Genomic DNA, 17459 nt, shown 5'->3' with positions numbered 1-17459 from the left:
CGCGAATAAGCGTCTCTACAACCTTGTGGCGCATGCGCCGGTCCGGCGGCTGGAAGCCGTCGGGCCGGTTGTCGGCTGGACCGTCAGTACGACCTCGTAGCAACATCAGCGTACTTCAACCGGCCCGACGGCTTTCAGCCGCCGGACGGGCGCGAGATTTTCAGTAAGACTATGTTTATGCGAAATTATAGCCGTCTTTCGCTCCTTACGCTGGCTTCTGTGCCGCTGGTGCTGCTGTTGATAGTAGCCGTAGATGTGCCGCTGGCCGGGCTGCTGCACCGGCACGGCGCGCCGCTGCGGCCGTTTTTTGCGGGGCTGATGCGGGTGCATGACGCGGTTACGGATAAGCTGATGCCGTTGTGGCTGTGGCCGTTGCTGCTGCTACTGTTTGCCTTAGCCCGACTGCGGCGGTGGCCTAATTGCACCATCTGGCTGGTAGCGTTGCTGACGATGATTAGCAGCCAGGGGCTGCGCAACCTGCTGGCCATGTACTTCAACCGGCCCCGGCCGTGGCAGGTATTCGACCACGTTGCGCCCGATGATGATTTTTGGCAGTCTGTAGGACGGTTTGATGCGTTTCCTTCGGGGCATGCGGCCGGCACGGCGGGGCTGCTGCTGCCCTTGGCGCTACGGTTTCCCAAAGCCCGGCTCTGGCTACTGGGGTGGCTGGGGCTGGTGTGCCTGGGCCGGGTAGTGCTGGAATATCATTGGCTTAGTGATGTACTGGCTGGGGCTGCGCTGGGGTTGCTGCTCACCTGCCTCTGGGAATTGGCCACTGGCTGGCTGCGGCCGAGGCCAATAATTCCGGCAATTTTACCTGCGCCGAATGCCTCCTGAGTAGGTAACTTGCGCTTGTTCCCCGTCCTTGTCTTTCCGCTGTGCCTCCTACCTCTACTTCACCAGCATCTGAAACCGAACAACCGCCGCTGCTGCCCTCGTGGCGGGCGTGGTACTGGCTGGTACTGGGCGCGCTGGCGCTGGAAATCGGGCTGTTCGTGTACCTGACGCGCGTGTTTGCATGAGTGGGCTCGACTGGCTGATTCTGGGCGGAACGCTGCTGTTCATAGTGGGCTACGGCACCTGGCGCACCCGCCGCGCCGGCGAATCCCTAGACGGCTATTTGCTGGGTGGGCGGCAGGCATCGTGGTGGGCCATTGGGCTCAGCATTATGGCCACCCAGGCCTCGGCTATTACCTTCCTGAGCACCCCCGGCCAGGCCTACGACGATGGCATGCGCTTCATCCAGTTCTACCTGGGGCTGCCGGTGGCCATGGTGCTCATTGCCGTGTTCGTAGTGCCCATCTACCACCGACTCAAGGTATTCACCGCCTACGAGTACCTGGAAGGGCGTTTTGACCGGCGCACCCGCACCTTTGCGGCGCTGTTGTTTCTGGTGCAGCGGGGCTTGAGTAACGGCCTGAGCTTGTACGCCCCGGCGTTGGTGCTGTCGGCCATTCTGGGCTGGGATATTCAGCTGACGGTGTGGTTGCTGGGCACCGTCATGATTGCCTACACCGTATCGGGCGGCACCCGGGCCGTGATGGTGACGCAGCAGGGGCAGGTGGCCGTCATTTTTGTGGGGCTGCTGGTGGCGGGCTACCTGCTGGTGCACTATTTGCCGGCCGGGGTGGGCTTCACCGATGCGATGCGCGTGGCCGGCCACCAGGGCAAACTCAACCTCATCGATTTTCACTTTGACCCCACCGACCGGTACAACTTCTGGTCGGGCATGACGGGCGGTCTGTTCCTGGCCCTCTCGTACTTCGGCACCGACCAGAGCCAGGTGCAGCGCTACCTCACTGGCCGCAACATCACCGAAAGCCGGCTGGGCCTGCTGATGAACGGTTTGCTCAAGATTCCGATGCAGTTTGGCATTCTGCTGTTGGGTGTGCTGCTGTTTGTGTTCTACCAGTTCAACCCCGCCCCGCTCACCTTCAACCGGCCGGTGTACATGCAGGTAGCACACTCCGAGCAGTATGGCCCCCAGTTGCGGGAACTGGAGCGGGAACACGCCATCCTGTTTGAGGTGCGCCGCCGGGCTACTGGCCAACTCGTACAAGCACTACAAGCTGAAAACTCCGCCGCCATTGCCACCGCCGAAACGCACCTGCAAGCCACCCAGGCCGCCAACCTGGGGCTGCGGCAACAGGCGCAACAGTTGCTCAAAAAGGCCCGCCCTGCCACCGAAGCCAAGGACACCGACTACGTATTCCTCACCTTTGTACTCAACTATCTGCCCCAGGGCTTGGTTGGGCTGCTGGTAGCGGTGGTGCTGAGCGCGGCCCTGGGCTCAGCCGCCGCCGGCCTCAATGCCCTGGCCTCCACTACCGTAGTGGACTTGTACAAGCCCCGCCGCCAGGGCCAGCCGGAGGCGCACTACGTGCTGGCTTCGCGGGCGGCGGCCGTGGGCTGGGGCGTGCTGGGCATCGGATTTGCCACCTTCGCCGCCCGCCTCGAAAACCTGATTCAGGCCGTTAACATCTTGGGCTCATTGTTTTACGGCACCATTCTGGGCATATTCATGGTGGCCTTCTTCCTGAAGACCGTGGGCGGCCGGGCCGTGTTCTGGGCCGCCGTAGTAGCCCAAGCCGTCGTCCTGGTTCTGTTTTTCACCACCGATATCGGCTACCTCTGGTTCAATATCATCGGCTGCGGTGTGGTGGTGCTAGGAAGTTTGGTGGGAAAGTCAAAGGGCTAACGTAAAAAGCTAGTTCCCCTCCTTTCCAAGGAGGGGAACTAGCTTTTTACGTTAGCCCTTTGACTTACAATTACAGCTTGCCGGCTTTCTTGGCTTCCATAATCAGGTCCTCATTCATCTTCACGTAGTCGGCATTTTTGGCGTCGAGGGCCAGCTTTTTGGATTGCTCAGCGGTTGAGATGGTGCCTTTATAGTCCTTCATCTTCATCCGGATTTTGGCTTCGGTGAGCAGGTTCCAGAACTTGGGGTCGGTGGCGTTGGCCTTCTGCATCCAGGTCAGCGCCTGCTTCAGGTCCTTGTTGTTATCGAGGTAATACACGGCGGCAGCAGCCAGGTCGCCGTTGCTGGGGCTGGCGTTTTTGATGACTTTCTCGTCAATCTGGGCCATTACCTTGGGCTCCACGTCGGAGGTGATTTTGAACTTAGCGCCGGTCATTTCCCACTGGATATCCACGTTGGCGGTGGCGGGAGTGAGGTCGGTGAAGTTCATGGTGAAGGTTTCCACTTTAGTGGGCACCTTGTAGGTTTTGACGGTGAAACGGGCCACGTCCTCGTCGTCCTTGAAGCCGTCCACGTTGGCCCCCATCTTGGTGCTCTTGTTCAGCACCACAATCCACTCCGTTTTGCCCGGAATGGTGTAGATGCCGTACTCGCCAGCCGGTACCTTTTTACCCTCCACCGTTACATCGTCCGAGAATTTGATGCTGGTGGTGGCGTTGGCGCCGGTGCGCCACCGCTTGCTGAACGGCACCAGGTTGCCGAAGGCGGCGCGGCCCCGCAGGTTGGGGCGGGAATACACCAGCGTTACATCGGTCAGGCCCACGCGCTGTTGAATAGTGCTTTTGGGGCTGGCTTGAGGCGTGTTGATCTGGGCCTGGGCGGCGGCGCTCAGTAGCAGGCCGCTAACCAGCAACGTGGCGCTCAGCGCGCGGGAAGTAGACTTGAGAGAAGTCGAAGTAATCATTCGTGAAGAGAAAAAGAGGCGTTGGGAATACGGGGCGAAAATAGGCAAATATGCCCGGGTTACCGGTGCAGAGTGCCGGCTTATAGATGAGCACTTGCCTAGTGAGTTGTGGCTACAGCTGCTGTTGCGCAATGCTGTGGCGGGTGAGCAGCGCCGCCACATCGGCAGGCGTAGCGGGCTGCTGCAACTGGCGCATATCCAGGTAATAGCAGGCGGCCTCGGTAGGGTAGAGCAGCAGCCAGTGCGGCTGCACCCACACCGCCCGCCGCACCATGCTCCACTTGCCGGAAAACTGCCCCAGCGCACTGCGCCCAATGATGTCGGATTCGGTAAGGGTGAAATTGATGGGCTGGTGCAGGGTCGTATTGTTGGCGTATCCCCGGCGTAGCTGGTAGCGCACCAGCCCAGCCCGAAACAGTGCGTACAGCACCGCTACGCCCAGAAAAACCAGGGTGGAAAGTTGGGTAAGCCGGCCGTGCTGGTACAAGTCCAGCCCCACGCTCGCGCCCAGCAACACTACGGCCGCGCCCAGAATCCAGTGGTTGAGGCGGGTGCGGGGCCGGGCCCGCCAGAGCCGGAAGTTTACGGCCACAAACTCCTCGGCGGAAAGCTGCACGCCGGACAATACAATCGGGGTCGGTTTCATCAGGAGGCGAAGGTAGGGCCCGGCACGCGCATGTCGCGCCCCCCAATCAAAGCCAGCACGTCCACTACCGTGTATGGCTCCGGTACTTGCCGCAAATCCAGATAATAGGCGAAATCGGGGCCGGGGTAGAGTAGGAGCCAGTCGCCTACCTGTTGCACGCGGGTAAAGGAGTGCCAGGGTAGCCGCTGCCAGCCCTGGGGCCATTGCACCGCTAAGCCGGTTTCCGAAACCCGGAAGCCCAGCGGCCGGGGCTGGGCCTGAAATTCCCGAAAAGCCCGGCGGTACTCCCACCACTGGTATAATAGGCCCAATCCAATAGCGACTAATCCGAGCCAGAATTTCGCTAGAGGCCGGGCCAGCGGCAGAAAATACAGGGCCACGGTGCCTACCAGCACCGCCACAGCTACCGTGCGTACCTGCCGCCGCTCCGACGTTACGGGTTGCCGCCGATGCGCCGGCTCCGGGTACCGCTGCCGCTGCTGCGTCTGGTGAATCAGCTGGTATTCCGGAAAGGTGGGCGGGGTGGCGGGGAGGTTAATCGGGGGCATTGTATGGCTTAAGCTCCGTTACCAGATAAAAACGATGAATGCCATTCTGCCTGAACACCCGCAAAATCTGGTTAACCCTTTCCGCGGAGAGGTGCTTATCTATCCGAAGAAAAACGTGTGGGTGTCTGGCCCAATATTCTTGTCTGCGACCTTCTTTTACAGCCGCTCGGATATAGGCGGGTAGTTCAGCTACTGGAACTCCTAGTAGCGCTGCGTGTCTACGTCGGGAGGAGGGTAGAGCTAGATACGCTGGTAATTCATTCACTGGCAGACCAATATATGGGAGGTGGCTCAACTCTTGCCATTGGACTGCCCCGAACCGGTAGCCTGACTCCTTGGCCACGGATTCCACAATCCTTCTTTGCGCCTGCTCATCAAAAAAATCAAGGTATATACGTCCAGTTTCACCTACCGACACTCCGATATTGGAAGAGAAGTTGTCCATCAGATGACAGCCAGTATAGGTAGAAGCTGGTAACTGTACAAAAGGTAGCGGCGGCGCAAATGTGGCCGAAGACATGAACAAGGTGCTTAACAGCAACATAATGCCGCCCCACAGTCCCAGCTCCGGCCGTAGCAACTCGATACGTGGTAGTCTGTGCGTCACGGGTAAATCGGTTATGATGGCGAGTATAGACTATGTACACCTGAATATACCGGAAAAAGAAAACGGGCAACGCAGATGCGTTACCCGTTTCATACAATCCAATGAATTCGTCTAAGACCGCGCTTTACGTCAACTCGAACTGCAGTTTCAGCAGGTTAGCGTAGAGGCCGTTGTCGTCGTTGCTGAGTTCTTCGTGGGAGCCTTGCTCCACGATGCGGCCGCCGTCGATAACCAGAATCTTATCCACCTTGCGGATGGTGCTCAGGCGGTGGGCAATGATGATGCTGGTGCGGTTCTGCATCAGCTCGTCCATGGCCTGCTGCACTAGCTTTTCGCTTTCGGAGTCGAGGGCGGAGGTGGCTTCGTCGAGGAGCAGAATGGCGGGATTTTTCAGGATGGCGCGGGCAATGGCAATACGCTGGCGCTGCCCGCCCGAGAGCTTAATGCCTCGCTCACCCACTACGGTATCCAATCCTTCGGGAAACGACTGAATGAACTGCCAGGCATTGGCCCGGCGGGCGGCGTCAATGATGTCGGCTTCGGAAGCGCCAGGACGGCCGTAAAGAATATTCTCCCCAATAGTGCCGCCAAACAGCAAGGTTTCCTGGGGTACGATGCCAATGTGCTGGCGCAGCTCCGTCAGGTCTAGGTCATCGATGTTGCGGCCATCCACCGAAATGCTGCCGCTGCTCAGGGGATACAGGTGCATCAGCAGCTGCACGATAGTGCTTTTGCCGGCACCCGAAGGGCCCACCAGTGCCACTTTTTCGCCGGCCCGAATGTGGAAGCTAATATCCTTGAGTACTGCCAAGTCGGGGCGGGTGGGGTAGTGGAACTGCACATTGTCGTAGCGGATGTCGCCGCGTACCTGCAGCGGGGAGGTGCCATGCAGGCGGGGCTGGTGCACCGGCTCCGACTCCTCGTCCAGAATTTCCAGAATCCGCTCGGAAGCGCCCAGGCTGCTCTGAATTTTGCCGTACATCTCGCCCAAACCGCCCACCGAGGCCCCAATAAACATGGTGTACAGAATAAACGATACCAAGTCGCCCATGGCCAAGTGGCGAGGGTCGGAGGCTGGTAGCTCAACATAAGTAGCACCGCGCCACAGGACCAAAAAGATACCGCCAAAAATGGCCACGATGATAAACGACACGAAAGCCCCGCGGTAAATGCTCGATTTGAGCGCAAACTGCACGGTGCGGTTCAGGCCGGCAGTGTAGCGGCTCACCTCATGCTGCTCACTGGTAAAAGCTTTTACCGAGTTAATGCCCTGCATCGTTTCCTCCACCACCACGTTGGTTTTAGCTAGCTCATCCTGAGTCTGCTTGGAGAACTTGCGGATGCTGCGCCCGAATAGAAACGCCAGCAACACCAGCGGCGGAAACGTAGCCAGCATAAACAACGACAGCCGCCACGACTCCCACATAATAAAGGCCACACCGGCCAGCAGCGTCAGAATCTGGCGCAGAAACTCGGCCAGCGTTAGCGTGAACGTATCCTGAATATTGGCCACGTCCGAAGTCAGGCGGGAGGTGATTTCCCCCACGCGGCGCTGTTCAAAAAACGGAATGGGTAGCGTAACCAGCTTCTGGTAGAGCGTGCGGCGAATGTCGCGCACGGTAAACTCACTGACCCGGGAGAAAAAGAAAATACGGCCGAAGGAAAACAGCCCTTGGATGAGCACCACACCAAATAGAAGCCCCGCAATGCCGGTAATGGAGGCTGGCACGAAGGCCGGCAGACGGTTGGTCTGGTGGTTGGCCACGTTCACCAGGTAGCCCAGCATTTTGGGCATAATCATGGTAGAAACGCTACTCAGCAATAACAGCAACAGGCCCGCAATGAACGGGCCTTTGTAAGGCAGCACGAAGCGGAAAATCCGCAGTCCACGTTGGAAGTTCTCTTTGGTAAGCTTGACCTTGGGGACATCAACTCCCGTTTGGCCACTGGTATTCATTCCGCTTCTGGCTGCCATTCTATTATGTAGGAGCTAGGAGTGAGGAGTGAGGAGGGAGGAGGAAAACCCGGACGACAAGCTCGTCGCCAGATTCTTACCTCCTACCTCCTGGTTCCTAGCTCCTTTATTCAAATTTATTCTTGCCCTGCTCCACCTTCAGCCCATCGGAGTTGCCGAAAGGAATGGGCAGGCGCACTTGGGTAGCTACCGGCTGGCCTTTGCGGGTGGCCGGTTTCCAGGCCGGCATCTGGCCCAGTACCCGTAGCGCTTCCGTGTCGCACTCCGGGCTGAGGGGTTGCACCACGGAGGGGTTAGTCAGGTGGCCGTCGGCTTCTACCGTAAAGGTCATGACCACGTTGCCGCTGATTTGCTTGACGCTAGCCGCTTCGGGATACTTTAGGTTTTGCTGAAAAAACGAGTTCAACCCTTGCACGCCGCCCGGAAACTGCGGGGGCGCATCGGGCCGGTTGGGAGCCGGCTTGGCTTGGGCCTGCATGCGGCCGGGCTGCAACTCAATGGGCTGCTTAGCGGCCGGAGCCGTTTGCTGGGCCTGTGCCGCTCCAGCGGCCAAAGCTACAAGCCCGAAGATGAAGAACAGATGTTTCATAGGGTTGGTAGGTTGGTAGGAATGGCAAGAAGTGAAATGAACGTCATGCTGAGCGCAGCCGAAGCATCTCTACTGCTGGGCTAACTCAATCACGCAGACGAAGCGGTAAAGATGCTTCGGCTGCGCTCCGCATGACGTACTACTAAAGCTACCTGGGACACAAAGGTACGCCTCCCTAAACAACGGCTACGCAACGGGGTTCAATTCCAGGTTGCGGGGGCGCGAAATTGCCAGCAAACCCAGGAAAGTGATAAGGCCGTTGAGCATCAGAATCTCGAAGCCGAACTCGTAGCCCCACCAAGCCTTGGAGTTGGAGTTGATAAACCAGGTGAGCAGCGGGGCCACGACGCACACGGGCAGCACTAGCTTATCGTGGAGGCCCCGGCTGGTGAAGATGCCGAACGAAAACAGGCCCAGCAGCGGCCCGTAAGTGTAGCCCGCCGCCTTGAACACGGACGTAATCACGCTCTGGTCGTTAATGGCCCGGAAAATTAGGATGATGATAATGAGCACGATGCTGAAGCCGAAGTGCGTGGCCTGGCGCAGCTGCTTCTGCTTGGCCTCATCGTACTGCTTGATGTCCAGCATATCCACGCAGAAAGAGGTGGTAAGAGCTGTCAGGGCCGAGTCGGCGGAGGCGTAGGTGACGGCAATGATGCCCAGGATGAACACAATGCCCGCAAACAGGCTGAAGTGGTTGGTAGCCAGCAGCGGAAACACATTGTCGCCGATAACTTTGCCGGTGGCTGGGTTCATAGGCAACGCAATGCCCTTGGCGGCGGCAAACTTATAGAGCAGCACGCCCAGCGAGAGGAAGAACACGTTCACCACCACAATGGCCAGCGTAAACCAGAACATGTTTTTCTGGGCGTCGGGGAGGCTGCGGCAACTCAGGTTTTTCTGCATCATGTCCTGGTCGAGGCCGGTCATGACGATGGTGATGAAGGCGCCCGAGGCAAACTGCTTCCAGAAAAACTTGTCGTCCTTGGGGTCAGAGAAATAGATCTGCGACATGGTGCTTTCCTTCACCGTTTTTACCAGCCCGGCAAAACCCAGGTTTAGCTCGTCAGCCATCAGGTAGATGCTCACGCCCACGCACACCAGCATGGCCATGGTCTGGAAAGTATCGGTCCAGAGGATGGTTTTGAGGCCGCCCCGGAAGGTGTAGAGGTAAATTAGGAAGATGCTGACCGTAACGGTTACGGCAAACGGCACGCCCAGCCCATCAAACACCGCAAACTGCAGCACGCCCGCCACCAGAAACAGCCGGAACGCCGCGCCCACAGCCCGGGAAATCAGAAAGAACAGGGCCCCGGTTTTGTAGCTCCAAAACCCAAACCGCTGCTCCAGGTAGGTGTAAATGCTCACCAGCCGCAGGCGGTAGTACAAGGGCATCAGTACGGTGCCAATCACCAGGTAGCCCACAATATAGCCCAGCACCACGGCCATGTAGCTCCAGCTCTGGGAGGCCACCATACCGGGAATGGAAATGAACGTAACGCCCGACAGGGAGGTGCCAATCATGGCAAAGGCCACCATGTACCAGGGTGCGTTGCGGTTGGCTATGAAAAACGACTCACTGGTAGCCTGCCGCGAGGTGAGGTAGGCAATGATAATGAGGACGACGAAGTAGCCCGCAATCAGGCTCAGAATAAGGGTGGGCGACATTTCTCGGCTGTTAGCGGATGGCTGTCGGCTGGTAACTCCGCGGGCAGATGCCACAAAGGATCTGCCGGCTTGGCTACGGCAACAAACAGACTTCAAAGCTAACAGCTAATAGCCAAAAGCTAACAGCCGAAAAACGCTTCTTACTCGGCGCGCAGGGTGCGGGTGCCGGCGTAGTAGTAGAGCTCGGCCAGCGCCTTCTCGTAGCTGGCACGCATGCTTTCCTGCTTCAGGCGCAGGTCGATGAGCTTGGTTTCACGGGCGTTGATGAGGAAAATGGTGCTTTCACCCAGCTCAAATTTCTGCGACTCGGCGGCCAGCAGAATGCGTTGGTTGGCAATGGCCTGGGCCTGCACGGCCAGCTGCCGCTCGTAGGCCTTGAGCGTGTTGTACTTGGCCCCCACCTGGTTGGTGATAACACGGCGGCTGTTCTGTTGCTCCAGGTTGGCATCCTGCACCTTCAGGCGGGTTTGCCAGAGCTTGCCCCGCTCTTTGCGCAAAAACAGCGGAAAGGCGAAGTCAACGCCCACTTTGTAATTGTCCCGGCCAAAATCGTAGTAAGCAGGTACCTCGGGGCGGTAAAAGTCGCCGCGGCTGAGCAGGTAACCGCTCACGTTAATGGTGGGCTTGAGCAACTCGCGCCGGTACCGCTCCTCCACGCCCAGCTGCCGGATTTTCGCATCGAGCTTGAGCAGGGTAGGGTGGCGGTTGGTGGCAAAGTCCAGCAACTGTTCGTAACCGGCCGAATCGAGGGGGGTGAGGGGCGGAGTTTGCGGTACGGCATAAGCGGGTAGCTCCACCGGCTGGCCGTCCTTGTTCCAGAGGTGGTTGGAAAGCAGCAGGCGGGCGTTCTGCAACTCCACGCCCAACTGCTCAAATTGCACCTGGCGGTCCTGCACCGTAATCTGGGCTTCCACCGAGTCGATGGGGGCCTGGTCGCCGAGCTGGGCGCGGCGACTGGTGCCCCGAAACCGGGTTTCGGCCAGCGCAATGCCCTCCTGAATCAGTAGCATCTGCTGGTAGGTGTAGTACCAGTTCCAATAGTCCTGAGCCGCTTGCAGCCACACTTCGTTGATCTGCTTTACCCGGTCGGCTTCGGCTGCATCTACCAGAATACGGGCCTGGCGCAGGGTGCTGCGGCGCTCATCAATGAGCAAGCCCTGGCCCAATGGCACTGACAAGCCCGCCACCGCCAGCCCTTTGAGCGGAGTACGGTACTCGGGGTTCACGTAAGTGCCCACCATTCGGTCGTAACCTACTTTCAGGTCGATGCCGCCGGGCCACACGGGTACTTTCAACTCATTCGACCAATTATTGTAATAATCAGTACCACCAAATATTTTCCGGTCGAAACCGGAGCCCAGCTTGGGGTCGAAGCCGCCGCGGGCCTGCTGTACCTGGGAGCGGGCGTCGTCGCTGAGTAGGGCGGCTTGCTTGACTACCGGGTGGTTGGCATACACTAGGTCAGCCAGGTCCTGCAGCGAGAATACCCGCGCCGTATCCGCCGGGGAACGGTCTTGGGCCAGTTGGCGGGTTTGTAAGGGAGCCGCCTCCAGGCCGGGTTTCTGGGTGGGCAGGCTTAGGTCTTGGGCTTGGGCTGAAATACTATACAACAGGCCGCCCAGCACCAGCGCAGCCGGGCGGCTCACTGCCCAATCAGGCAGCAATGGGGCGACCAAGCGCCGGAATACACGCGGGAACAGCATTGTCACTGTTACTTATCCTTAGTAGCATTTTCCTTGATGGGAGCCTCAGCAGTAGGCGCCTTCAGGGTAGGCGGGAAGCCGTTGAGCTGCCGCCAGATTTCATACCACACCGGCACCGAGTCCAGAATAACCCAGCCGTATACCCCCGAGCCCAGGCGCAGCTGCGCCGGCCAGGGGTTGTCCCGCTCGTGGTGGCGGTCGGGGCGCACCAGCAGGCGGTACTTGCCATTGGTGCTGCTTACCACATCAATTACCGTAACGGTGCCGCCAAACGTGCCCACGGCCACCGAGGGCCAGCCCGAGAACTGAATGGCCGGCCAGCCGTCAAACTGCAGCCGTACCTGCCGCCCGCGCTGAATCAGGGGCACATCCATGGCGCGGACGTACAGCTCGGCGGCCAGCAAAGGCGCGTCGGGCTGCAAGGTGGCAATGGATTCCCCTTCTTTAATGGTTTCACCAATACCCGCTTTGAGCGTGCGCACTACGTAGCCGCTCTGGGGTGCGCGTACCACATATAGGCCCCGGCGCACGTCCACGTTGGCAATCTTGTTGCGCAATGAAGCCACTTCGCCCTCTGAGGAAACCTTGCTGGATACGGCCGAACTACGGTCGGAAAGGGCTTTGGCCACGTCCTGCTCGTACTTGGCCCGCAGGTTGGCCAGCTCAATCCGGGCATTCGCCAACGACTGCTGAGAATTACGCAGCTTGTTGCGCTGGGCCACTACCTTAGCCAAATCCTCCTGCAGCTTCAGGCGGCGGGTTTCAATATCAGTGAGAGAGAACAGGCCATTTTTATAGCCGTCCTCGTAGCGCGCCAGGCGGGAGCGAGCAATCTGGTAGAAGTTGGTAACGGCCACCAGGTCGGCGCTGTCGATGGAAACGGTGTTGCGGGCCTGGGTAATGCGGTTGCGCCCCGCCGAAAGCTGCACGTCCAGAGTCAGGCGCAGGGCATTGATTTGCTGGTCAGTGGCAACTACTTTGGCATCGTAGGCTCCCACGGTGCCGCGTTTAGCAGCCAACTGCTCATTTAGGCGGGCGGGCAGGTTGGGGTCGAAGTACTCGTCCTTGATTTCAGAAATGGTCAGGATAGTATCTCCGCGCTTCACCAATTGGCCTTCCCGCACGTTCCAATGCTCAATGCGGCCCGCAATTTGGTTTTGTACGGTTTGAGGCCGGTCCTGGGGCCGCAGGGTGGTAAGTGAGCCAGTGCCCTCAATGGTTTGGCGCCAGGGCAAGAACAGGATAATCAGAAACACCAGGCCTACAATGAGCAGCACCCGGCCCAGGCGGCGGCCGCCTTTGGGGTCCAGCAGCTCCCGGTGGGAAAGTTTCAGCTCCTCGTCCCACACGGTATCGTCTATGTCTTGGTTTGATAGGTTAAGCATGGGGTTGTTCAGTTGTATGCTCCTCTATCGGTAGGTCCGTTACTACGGCCAGCTTTTCCACGCCGGTCAGCATATCAAAAATGGTACTTACGCCAGTCATCAGCTTTTCAATAGAGCCACTGATCTGCACAATCAACACCTCGGCGGCCACAAACTGGCCCAGCGTCATCTGCCTCGATACCACAAACAGCGTACCGGCAATCAGCAGGCCCGCCGTGAGCACAGTGCGCAGGGCTATGGCCCAGCCGAAGTAGGATTTCAGCACCCGGAAGTGGCCGTTGCGAGCTTTCAGATACTCGGCCGTCAGCTCGTCGGTGCGGGCCAGGGCGTGCCGCTGCTCCGCCTCGTTATGGCGGAACCGGGGCAGGTCACTGGCTACTTGCTCCAGCCAGCTTACCGTTTTGTACTTGTAGGATGATTCCTCCAGGCTGGTACGCAGGGCCCGGCGGTAGTTGAGCACGTAAATCAGCGCCAGCATGAGCAAGGTCAGCAGCCCGAAACCGATAAAAATGGGGTGGTAGAAGGACAGAACAATTACGGCAAACAGAATCTGGAAGCCGGCAAACATCAAGTCAATCAGCAGCTTGGTAAGGCCCTTCTGCACCGTCAGAATGTCAAAAAACCGGTTCACCAGCTCCGGTGGGTTTTCGCCCTCCAGGACCTTGGGCTCAATGCGGGGCAGGCGGTACGCAAACTCAATGGCGGCCTTGGCAAACAGCCGCTGCTCAATAACTTCCACCATTGTGAGCTGCCCTACCAGCAGCAGGCCACCCAGCAGTACGCCCAGCACTACCACCCCAATCAGGATATAGGAAGAGCTGAAAATAGCGCCGGTAGATACCAGGTTGAATACCGCCTGCGTGCCCAGCGGCAGCGTGAGGCCAATGAGGCCCGTAACAATGGCGTAGTAAAAAATGTAACGAATGGAGCGCCGCTCCGTGTCGAGCATGCGGGTAAGACGCTGCCACGGGGTGGGCGGTGGTAAATTCAGGGTTTTGGAGGCCATGCGGGCAAACAAATAACAAGAGCAACGGTGGGCAAACTACCAGCCGGGAGTCAGAAGCCCCGGCCAGCAACTGATGAGCTAGCGGACAGGGAAGCAGCAATACGTGGAAAGCCAACGGGCAGCTGTGTACTTCGGCCGTCTGCTTTCAAGCCCACTTCACTTTCCAACCGCAAAAGTACGCTCGAGGTTATGTGTCTTGGATTTAATTGCTGTTAAAATGGTATTAAATTGATTTAATGCCACTTTTCTCTAGTGAGTGCGTGTTGTACTATGTTGATCAAAAACGAAATGGGAACAGCCTTTAACCCGCTGAAGCAGGGCGCACCCTGCTCAGCTTCCAGTACAATCCCCGCACACCTGTGTGTGCTTTAGGAAGTTACTCCCAATCCTGCCAGCGCAGTACTTCGCCCACGGCCGGCACGTGCAGCTCCCCGCGCAGCATTCCACCATTAGCCACCAATTGCAACTCCCTAATCGGCTCGGAGGCAGGCTCGTCGCTCAGGTCAAAGGTGCCGTAGTGCATGGGCACGATATGGCCCGCCCGCAGCAGATTCATCGCCTTGGCTGCCTCGTGGGGGTTTACGTGGCTTAGCTGCATCATGTAGGGGGGCTTGTAGGCGCCAATGGGCATGAGCACAATATCCAGGGGCCCAAACTGCCGCTCAATTTCCTCAAAATGCCCCGCCACGGCCGTGTCACCGGCGAAGTAGAGGGTGCGGCCATCGGGCAGGCGCAGCAGAAAGGAACCCCACAGCACGGTATTCAGGTCGAGCAAGCCCCGGCGGTGCCAGTGGGAAGCCGGCAAGTAAAATAGCTCAAACGGTGCCTCCGGGCCCACATCAAACTGCTGCCACCAGCCAGCCTCCTGCACTGGCAAGCCAGGAGCCATACTACGCAGCAAACCCGCCATACCCAGCGGCCCAAACGCGCGCAAGTTGGGGTTCTGCCGGCTCAGCGCCTGCACCGATTTCGCATCCAGATGGTCGCGGTGGCCGTGGCTGAGCAGTAGGTAGTCGATGCCGGTGAGCTGGGCCAGCTGGCAGGGTAGGGCGTGGCGGCGGCGCAGGCCCAGGGAGCTAAGCAGCACCGGGTCGAAGATGAGCAGCTTACCGGCTACGCGCAGCAGAAAGCAAGCGTGGCCCAGCCACACCAAGCCGTCTTCCTGGCTTTCCAGAAATGCCGTGCAGTCTACCACCTCGGGCACCCAGGTATCAGCCTTCTTTTCTTCCTTTTGCGGGTTTTTGCTGAGCTGCCACTTGAGTACTGTGCCGAAATTGGGTTCGTACAGCTCCTCGCCATTGCAGTACTCGCGCCCAACCATCTTATTGCCGGGGTAGTTGGGCTTGATAATGGGCAGTTGCGAATTATGCACAAAACGTGGGGCGGCAGCCATAAGCAGGCAAAGAGGAAAGAAGGAAAGATTAGCTCAAAGAAACGCCAAAAACAACCGGGCCGCCCGAACCAGGTTCAGGCGGCCCAGACCGGCCGGAGCGGCAGTACATTAATAGCCCAGCGGTGCGCCTGGCCCAAACAGGGGGGAGTAGCCGCCCGGGTACGCCGTAGCGCCGTTGCTCACCCGCACGCCACCCGAAACTGAGAAGTTTTCGGTGATGTGGTAGTCGGCGCGCAGATTTACACCCGTGCCCATATTGCCGCCAAAACCAGCGTAAGGGCTCACCAGCGGGCCGGCAGTGGGCGAGAGGTCTTTCCAGGCGGAGCCGGTAAGCACAACCCGGGGCGAAAGGGCGTACTGGCCGCCGCCCTGCACCAAGTAGTGGTTAGTGCCCTGGGGCAGTTGGCGGCCGGCTTCGCCAAACGGTGCGTAAGCCAGGCCCGGCATGGTGCGCAGGTAGGTAACACCCCCAAATACCGAAAACCGTGGCGTAACCGGCACCGAAACCGTAGGGCTCAGGTACGTGGCCGAGCCATAGCGGCCGGCAAACATAGCACCGGCCTGCAGGCTGTACTGGGGCCGCAACCCCAGCCGTGCCGGAGCCGCAGTCGGCTCGGCGGTTTGGGCCTGGGCCGAAGCCGCCGTCAGCATAAAGGCCAGGACCCCGCAACATAAAAAGCGTGAAAGCATACAGATGGTACTGCCGGGCAGTGGTACGGATGGACAGCGAAGATACAAACGCAAACCAAGGCTAACGCGTGCACTTGCTCGCCTAAGAACCAGGTTTGCGCAGGTAGGTTGCGCTCTGCCAGCACATTGCTTGATATAAACCAGCCAAGTGGCGAAAGAAATGGCCGGCGCACCTTGCGGGCTGGCGCAAACCAGTACTTTCCGGCATTTGTCCGGTGGGCTGCGTATGAAAACGGGGGGAGGCTGTTCTCGCCCAATGGTTACGCTTCTGCATGCAAACTCCCGTCCTCAATCAGGCGCGCGGCACGCGCCTACTCGGCCAGAAAGTGCTGGTGCTAGTGCTGGCCGGGGGCAAAGGCTCCCGCATGGGCCTGCTCACTCAGCGCCGGGCCAAGCCCGTGCTGCCCATTGCGGGCACCTACCGGCTCATCGATTTTGCCTTGTCAAACTGCGTAAATTCGGGTCTGACCGATGTGTGGGTGCTGGAATCCTACGAACTGCACACGCTCAACGACCACCTGGGCGGGGGCCGGCCCTGGGACCTTGACCGAACCTACGGCGGCATGCGCGTGCTACCCCCGGTAACCGGGCCGGAGGGGGGCGGATTCGCCGGCGGCAACGCCGACGCCTTGTACCAGCAACTGCCCCTGATCCGGCAATTTGCCCCCGATGTGCTGTTGGTACTGTCGGCCGACCACCTGTACACCCTCGATTTTGGGCCGGTGCTGGCCGAGCACCTGCGTCGTCGGGCCCACGTAACGATGGTAACCACCGCCGTGCCGCCCCAGGATGAGGCCACCCGCTTCGGCAACGTAGTACTCACGCGCACCGGCCGCGTGCGGCGCTTCGCCTACAAACCCGCCAAGGCCTTATCGGATACCATTACCACCGAGGTGTTCCTGTACGATATGCCAGCCCTGGACCAGACGCTTACGCAACTAGCCGAGCAGCACACCAACCTGAAAGACTTCGGAGACTACCTGCTGCCGGCGCTGGTGCGGGAAGGGCAGGCGTACTCCTTTCCCTTCCAGGGCTACTGGCGCGACGTGGGCATTCCGCAAGCCTACTGGCAAGCCCACATGGACCTGCTCGATAATCAGGGCGTAGCCCTGGCCCAACCCGATTGGCCCCTGTATACCCTGGTGCTGCCCCGGCCGCCAGCCTTAGTGCAAGCCGGTAGCCTAGTAGAAGACAGCCTGATTGCGCCCGGCTGCCGCGTAGCCGGTACCGTGCGCCGCAGTGTACTGGGGCCCGATGTGACGGTGGAAGCCGGAGCCGTGCTGGAAGAGTGCGTGCTACTAGGCGGCAGCCACGTAAAGGCAGGGGTACACCTGCGCCGGGTGATTGTAGATGCCGGCTACCAGGTGGAAGAAAACCGCAAGTGGTGGGGCGAGCAGGTAAAAGTGCTGGGCGAAAAAGCCGAGGATGTTTGACCTAAGAGCATGCCAAGGCCAACCCGAGTGTAGCCGGAGCCCTTTTGCCGGATTAGCGAGCTGTCATTGCCCGGCCTCGCTCAAAATGAGCGGTTGGCAACTCAGTTCTGCGGACCACCAAACAAAAAGCCCCCAACAACATAGGCTGTTGGGG

The 17459-nt window shown here is 59.3% G+C and carries 15 protein-coding genes; 4 read left to right on the top strand and 11 right to left on the bottom strand.

What is annotated here, in order from left to right:
* The first annotated feature begins 177 nt into the window (after positions 1 to 177).
* The 3 genes from ABIB60_RS10535 to ABIB60_RS10525 are packed head-to-tail and all read left to right on the top strand — an operon-like array spanning position 178 to position 2698.
* Positions 178 to 837 (top strand): phosphatase PAP2 family protein, encoded by a 660-nt coding sequence (locus ABIB60_RS10535; protein WP_354579725.1) that lies wholly within the window; start codon positions 178 to 180, stop codon positions 835 to 837.
* 41 nt (positions 838 to 878) lie between these two features.
* Positions 879 to 1022 carry a hypothetical protein gene (locus ABIB60_RS10530; protein WP_354579724.1) on the top strand — a complete coding sequence of 48 codons (144 nt, stop codon included), beginning with the start codon at positions 879 to 881 and terminating at the stop codon, positions 1020 to 1022.
* The gene (locus tag ABIB60_RS10525) at positions 1019 to 2698 is read left to right on the top strand and encodes a sodium:solute symporter family protein (RefSeq protein WP_354579723.1); all 1680 of its coding nucleotides are present in this window, start codon (positions 1019 to 1021) and stop codon (positions 2696 to 2698) included. The genes ABIB60_RS10530 and ABIB60_RS10525 overlap by 4 nt, the downstream gene beginning before the upstream one ends.
* Positions 2699 to 2768: 70 nt before the next feature.
* Here ABIB60_RS10525 and ABIB60_RS10520 read toward each other — a convergent pair whose 3' ends face one another.
* The 11 genes from ABIB60_RS10520 to ABIB60_RS10470 all read right to left on the bottom strand — a co-directional run bounded on the left by ABIB60_RS10520 (position 2769) and on the right by ABIB60_RS10470 (position 15872).
* Positions 2769 to 3662, bottom strand: a complete 894-nt coding sequence (locus tag ABIB60_RS10520; protein ID WP_354579722.1) for a DUF2911 domain-containing protein — start codon at positions 3660 to 3662, stop codon at positions 2769 to 2771.
* Positions 3663 to 3774: 112 nt separating this feature from the next.
* Positions 3775 to 4308 carry a hypothetical protein gene (locus tag ABIB60_RS10515; RefSeq protein ID WP_354579720.1) on the bottom strand — a complete coding sequence of 178 codons (534 nt, stop codon included), beginning with the start codon at positions 4306 to 4308 and terminating at the stop codon, positions 3775 to 3777.
* Positions 4308 to 4856: a hypothetical protein gene (locus ABIB60_RS10510; RefSeq protein ID WP_354579718.1), complete on the bottom strand. Its 549-nt coding sequence runs from the start codon at positions 4854 to 4856 to the stop codon at positions 4308 to 4310. Before ABIB60_RS10510 ends, ABIB60_RS10515 begins: the two co-directional genes overlap by 1 nt.
* A 731-nt stretch (positions 4857 to 5587) precedes the next feature.
* Positions 5588 to 7420, bottom strand: coding sequence for an ABC transporter ATP-binding protein (locus ABIB60_RS10505; RefSeq protein ID WP_354579717.1), 1833 nt, complete (start codon positions 7418 to 7420; stop codon positions 5588 to 5590).
* A 124-nt stretch (positions 7421 to 7544) separates the two neighbouring features.
* Positions 7545 to 8027 (bottom strand): energy transducer TonB, encoded by a 483-nt coding sequence (locus ABIB60_RS10500; protein ID WP_354579716.1) that lies wholly within the window; start codon positions 8025 to 8027, stop codon positions 7545 to 7547.
* A gap of 186 nt (positions 8028 to 8213) precedes the next feature.
* Positions 8214 to 9695 (bottom strand): sodium:solute symporter, encoded by a 1482-nt coding sequence (locus ABIB60_RS10495; protein WP_354579715.1) that lies wholly within the window; start codon positions 9693 to 9695, stop codon positions 8214 to 8216.
* A 140-nt stretch (positions 9696 to 9835) separates the two neighbouring features.
* Positions 9836 to 11398: a TolC family protein gene (locus tag ABIB60_RS10490; protein WP_354579713.1), complete on the bottom strand. Its 1563-nt coding sequence runs from the start codon at positions 11396 to 11398 to the stop codon at positions 9836 to 9838.
* A gap of 8 nt (positions 11399 to 11406) precedes the next feature.
* Positions 11407 to 12783: an HlyD family secretion protein gene (locus tag ABIB60_RS10485; protein WP_354579711.1), complete on the bottom strand. Its 1377-nt coding sequence runs from the start codon at positions 12781 to 12783 to the stop codon at positions 11407 to 11409.
* Entirely contained in the window at positions 12776 to 13789 is a 1014-nt protein-coding gene (locus ABIB60_RS10480) for an ABC transporter transmembrane domain-containing protein (protein ID WP_354579710.1), read from the bottom strand. Before ABIB60_RS10480 ends, ABIB60_RS10485 begins: the two co-directional genes overlap by 8 nt.
* Before the next feature lie 376 nt (positions 13790 to 14165).
* Positions 14166 to 15182: an MBL fold metallo-hydrolase gene (locus ABIB60_RS10475; RefSeq protein WP_354579708.1), complete on the bottom strand. Its 1017-nt coding sequence runs from the start codon at positions 15180 to 15182 to the stop codon at positions 14166 to 14168.
* Positions 15183 to 15290: 108 nt separating this feature from the next.
* Positions 15291 to 15872, bottom strand: coding sequence for a hypothetical protein (locus ABIB60_RS10470; RefSeq protein WP_354579706.1), 582 nt, complete (start codon positions 15870 to 15872; stop codon positions 15291 to 15293).
* A 272-nt stretch (positions 15873 to 16144) separates the two neighbouring features.
* Here ABIB60_RS10470 and ABIB60_RS10465 point away from each other — a divergent pair, with 272 nt between their 5' ends.
* Positions 16145 to 17305, top strand: coding sequence for a glucose-1-phosphate adenylyltransferase family protein (locus tag ABIB60_RS10465; RefSeq protein ID WP_354579704.1), 1161 nt, complete (start codon positions 16145 to 16147; stop codon positions 17303 to 17305).
* Positions 17306 to 17459: the final 154 nt, after the last annotated feature.

The sequence above is a fragment of the Hymenobacter sp. UYP22 genome (assembly GCF_040547285.1).
Classification (GTDB): domain Bacteria; phylum Bacteroidota; class Bacteroidia; order Cytophagales; family Hymenobacteraceae; genus Hymenobacter.
Note: the sequence above shows the minus strand (reverse complement) of the source record. Positions and strands in the feature narration are given on the sequence as shown.

Excerpts from the sequence above, each read along its gene's own strand:
- ABIB60_RS10510 (WP_354579718.1), bottom strand. The coding sequence starts at position 4,856 with ATGCCCCCGATTAACCTCCCCGCCACCCCGCCCACCTTTCCGGAATAC.
- ABIB60_RS10515 (WP_354579720.1), bottom strand. The coding sequence starts at position 4,308 with ATGAAACCGACCCCGATTGTATTGTCCGGCGTGCAGCTTTCCGCCGAG.
- ABIB60_RS10470 (WP_354579706.1), bottom strand. The coding sequence starts at position 15,872 with ATGCTTTCACGCTTTTTATGTTGCGGGGTCCTGGCCTTTATGCTGACG.
- ABIB60_RS10495 (WP_354579715.1), bottom strand. The coding sequence starts at position 9,695 with ATGTCGCCCACCCTTATTCTGAGCCTGATTGCGGGCTACTTCGTCGTC.
- ABIB60_RS10520 (WP_354579722.1), bottom strand. The coding sequence starts at position 3,662 with ATGATTACTTCGACTTCTCTCAAGTCTACTTCCCGCGCGCTGAGCGCC.
- ABIB60_RS10465 (WP_354579704.1), top strand. The coding sequence starts at position 16,145 with ATGCAAACTCCCGTCCTCAATCAGGCGCGCGGCACGCGCCTACTCGGC.
- ABIB60_RS10475 (WP_354579708.1), bottom strand. The coding sequence starts at position 15,182 with ATGGCTGCCGCCCCACGTTTTGTGCATAATTCGCAACTGCCCATTATC.
- ABIB60_RS10525 (WP_354579723.1), top strand. The coding sequence starts at position 1,019 with ATGAGTGGGCTCGACTGGCTGATTCTGGGCGGAACGCTGCTGTTCATA.
- ABIB60_RS10535 (WP_354579725.1), top strand. The coding sequence starts at position 178 with ATGCGAAATTATAGCCGTCTTTCGCTCCTTACGCTGGCTTCTGTGCCG.
- ABIB60_RS10505 (WP_354579717.1), bottom strand. The coding sequence starts at position 7,420 with ATGAATACCAGTGGCCAAACGGGAGTTGATGTCCCCAAGGTCAAGCTT.
- ABIB60_RS10490 (WP_354579713.1), bottom strand. The coding sequence starts at position 11,398 with ATGCTGTTCCCGCGTGTATTCCGGCGCTTGGTCGCCCCATTGCTGCCT.
- ABIB60_RS10500 (WP_354579716.1), bottom strand. The coding sequence starts at position 8,027 with ATGAAACATCTGTTCTTCATCTTCGGGCTTGTAGCTTTGGCCGCTGGA.
- ABIB60_RS10480 (WP_354579710.1), bottom strand. The coding sequence starts at position 13,789 with ATGGCCTCCAAAACCCTGAATTTACCACCGCCCACCCCGTGGCAGCGT.
- ABIB60_RS10485 (WP_354579711.1), bottom strand. The coding sequence starts at position 12,783 with ATGCTTAACCTATCAAACCAAGACATAGACGATACCGTGTGGGACGAG.